Origin of the sequence: Novosphingobium organovorum (genome assembly GCF_022832435.1) — a bacterium.
GTDB classification, from domain to species: Bacteria; Pseudomonadota; Alphaproteobacteria; order Sphingomonadales; family Sphingomonadaceae; genus Novosphingobium; species Novosphingobium organovorum.
The window spans coordinates 1-2,446 of the sequence record NZ_JALHLF010000216.1 but is presented as its reverse complement, the minus strand read 5'-3'; the positions used below and the strand labels follow the sequence as shown (position 1 = coordinate 2,446).

At 70.4% G+C, this 2,446-nt stretch carries 3 protein-coding genes and 1 pseudogene; 1 reads left to right on the top strand and 3 read right to left on the bottom strand.

Going from position 1 to position 2,446, the window contains the following annotated elements:
* The 3 genes from MTR62_RS20765 to MTR62_RS20755 all read right to left on the bottom strand — a co-directional run.
* Nucleotides 1-408, bottom strand: a 408-nt coding sequence (locus MTR62_RS20765; RefSeq protein WP_244024533.1) for a DUF4198 domain-containing protein, incomplete at its 3' end; no start/stop codon positions are given.
* A gap of 32 nt (nt 409-440) precedes the next feature.
* Nucleotides 441-950, bottom strand: coding sequence for a DUF2271 domain-containing protein (locus MTR62_RS20760; RefSeq protein ID WP_244024531.1), 510 nt, complete (start codon nt 948-950; stop codon nt 441-443).
* A gap of 13 nt (nt 951-963) precedes the next feature.
* Nucleotides 964-1,764: a PepSY-associated TM helix domain-containing protein gene (locus MTR62_RS20755; RefSeq protein WP_268739989.1), complete on the bottom strand. Its 801-nt coding sequence runs from the start codon at nt 1,762-1,764 to the stop codon at nt 964-966.
* Nucleotides 1,765-1,934: 170 nt separating this feature from the next.
* On the opposite strand from MTR62_RS20755, the pseudogene MTR62_RS20750 reads away from it, so the two are divergent.
* A pseudogene (locus MTR62_RS20750) lies at nt 1,935-2,446 on the top strand (hypothetical protein); the annotation flags it as partial.

Here is a 2,446-nt window from a genome sequence, read left to right as displayed (position 1 = left end):
GGGAGCGCCGCCCGGCCCGCCCGGAGGCCCGCCGCGCATCGCGCCCACGCGCCAGGTCTCGCCGTTGAGCGTGAACGTACCGCCGATCGATTCCCGGCTCAGGCCGATCTTCCAGGTGCCCGCCTTGTCGATGGGAACGTCGAAGGTCGAACGGTAGCGCCCGGTCGCCGGGTTCTTGAGCGCGCCCTCGCTGCCATCGGGCTGCCAGACCTTGATCTCGTCGGTCTTGAGCGGGAAGTGATCGGGGTAGAACAGATCGTTCGACACCGCCGCGTCGACGCTCACCCACTGGGCGGTGCCGGACAGTGTCGAGGTCGAAGGCAGCAGCCACAGGCGATGCGCCGAGGCCGGGGCGGCGAGGGCCACGCACAGCGCGGCCGAGGCAATCAGGAGGGGACGAATACGCATAACGGTCCTTCTGGAATGAAGCGGTCGGCAAGTTAGCGGATGGTGATCGAGCCCAGCTCGCTCTGGCCCTTCGCCGAGGCGGGGGCGCCCCGCACGGGCACGGTGAAGGGCACCGAGACGAGCTCGCGCCCGCCGGTCTCGCGCGCGGCCTCGACCTTGAAGACATAGGCCCCTGCGGGCAGGTTGGCGGGCAGCGGGATCTGATAGGTGCCCGGCGCGCGCGTCGCGCTCGATACGCCGTCGGCGGGCATGGCCAGCGCGCGCCCGCCCTTGCGCCACCACGAACGCAGGTCGGACAGCCACTTGGTGCCGGGATCGCGCCCGGCCTTCTTGACGTCGTACCACACGAACACGGTGCGCGCCGCGCCGCCCGCGGCCGGTTCGATCCAGCCCGCGACATAGGGGCGGTGGTACTCGGCCACGTTCACGCGCGGGATGGTGATGCTGACGGTGCCCGCTCCGGCAGCGAGCGCGGGCGTGGCGGTGGTGGCCGCGGCCGCCGCAAGCAGCGGGATCGGCAACCGGGAACGTGTCTGGGACATGCGAGGCGGTCCTCTAGTGGATGAAGAAAAGGGCCAGCACGAGCGGTACGACGAAGCTGGCGGCAACCAGCGGCCAGGTCGACGGGCGGTGACGCGCGTGGAGGTGAAGCAGGAAGAAGCCGGTCAGCGTGAAGATCACGCAGGCGCCCGCGAAAAGATCGATGAACCACGCCCACGCGGTGCCGGTGTTGCGGCCCTTGTGCAGGTCGTTGAGGTAGGAGATCCAGCCGCGCTCGGTGCGCTCGGCAGCGATGGCGCCGGTCTGGCGATCGATACTGACCCAGGCGTCGCGACCGGGGCCGGGCATGGCGACATAGATTTCCTCGGGGTCCGACCAGTCGGCGGCATGCCCCGCCGGATCGAGGTGAACGGCAGCGGTAACCGCGCCGACCGCACGCGCCACATCGCCCGGCAGCGGCGCCACGCTGTCGGCGGCTACCCGTGCGCTTTCCTCGGACAGCCGCGCGCGATCCGCTTCGGACAGGCGCCCGCTGGCCTGGGTGACGACCGGCTGCGCCCCGATCGAGGCCGCGTGGTTGAGCGTGATCCCGGTCAAGGCAAAGAGCGCCATGCCCGCCAGCGAAACCGCCGCGCTGATCCAGTGCCAGGTGTGCAACTGCTTGAGCCAGAACGCGCGCGCCTTGCGCGGCCGTTTCGCGCCCGGCGCGGGGCGCGGCGCACCGCCCTTTGCGCAACGCGCCCGCCGCGCGGTCCCGACACCGGGAGTTTCCCCTCCGCGTTCGGCTACCGCGGCCTCGGCCGCATCCTTACGGCCGATCAGGCGCGCTTCCCCTTTGTCGAGAACGGTATCCAAGTCGCCGACGGTCCCACTCTTCGGACAGCTTCGGGGCAAGGAAAATGTCCTTTTCGCGCCGACCGTTGCCGCTGAAATATTGCTGGATTGTCCAATTGGGCACTGGACGCGAGCGGGCTTAATGCATATGACAATGACTCGCAATAGCAGATTTAAAAAGGGTGTGCAGCGTGACGGCGATCGGAGCAGGCAGGGTGAACGGCAGCGCCTCCGCGAACGCGCCGCGCGCGTTCAAGGGCACCCCCGCAAGTGCGGCGTCTACCCCGGAAAGCCCCGATCCGGTGGTCATCCCGTTCTGTCTTCCCGACCCGCGCGACGCCACGGCCCAGCCCCAGCACGACAGCGCTCCGCAGGGCGTACCGGCGGCCTTCACCCGCAGCGCATACGGCGCGACGCGGCGCGTCAACCCGCTTGCCATGCTCGGCTCGGCGGGCGCGATGCTGGCCATCGTCGCAACGCTCGCCACGCTCCAGATGACCGGCACGACCCCGGCGCCCGCGCGGCTTTCGGTGGTCACCATCGACACTCTCGACACCACGCCCCCACCGCCGCCACCGCCCGCCCCGGCGCCGCAGACCCAGGCCAAGAGCGCGCTCGCACCGCCCAGCGTACCCAAGCCGATGATAACCCTGCCCTCGCCAGGGCCGGTCCGGATCGCGCTCGATGCCCCGCCGCCGCCCGT

Excerpts from the sequence above, each read along its gene's own strand:
- MTR62_RS20760 (WP_244024531.1), bottom strand. The coding sequence starts at position 950 with ATGTCCCAGACACGTTCCCGGTTGCCGATCCCGCTGCTTGCGGCGGCC.